We start from the raw sequence: 230 nt of genomic DNA, 5'->3' as shown, positions 1-230 counted from the left end.
AGTACGCCGCCGACGCCCAAACCGAGATCTTCAATGTAGATAAACCGCGACTCCTGCCCTGCCTGCTGGGCGCAGTCCTGCAAGTACAGCACGGTACTCCTGTCTTCATCGGTGTCCTGACAGCAGCAAAAATAACACGGTCCCCGACTGTAAAGCTCGCTAAAGCGTGAAATCAGGCGTTCCTGAATAGCATTGTACTGATCGGCATCACGCGGAATAATGCCGCTGCG

At 54.8% G+C, this 230-nt stretch carries 1 protein-coding gene; it reads right to left on the bottom strand.

Features of this window, described 5'->3' with window-relative positions:
- On the bottom strand, positions 1-230 hold a 230-nt coding region (locus tag ACRHNM_RS18475), incomplete at both ends, for a glutathionylspermidine synthase family protein (protein ID WP_431138082.1).

Origin of the sequence: Psychroserpens mesophilus, from assembly GCF_050617655.1 — a bacterium.
GTDB lineage: Bacteria > Bacteroidota > Bacteroidia > Flavobacteriales > Flavobacteriaceae > Psychroserpens > Psychroserpens mesophilus_A.
The sequence above is the reverse complement of the archived record's forward strand: the minus strand, read 5'-3'. Positions and strand labels throughout refer to the sequence as shown.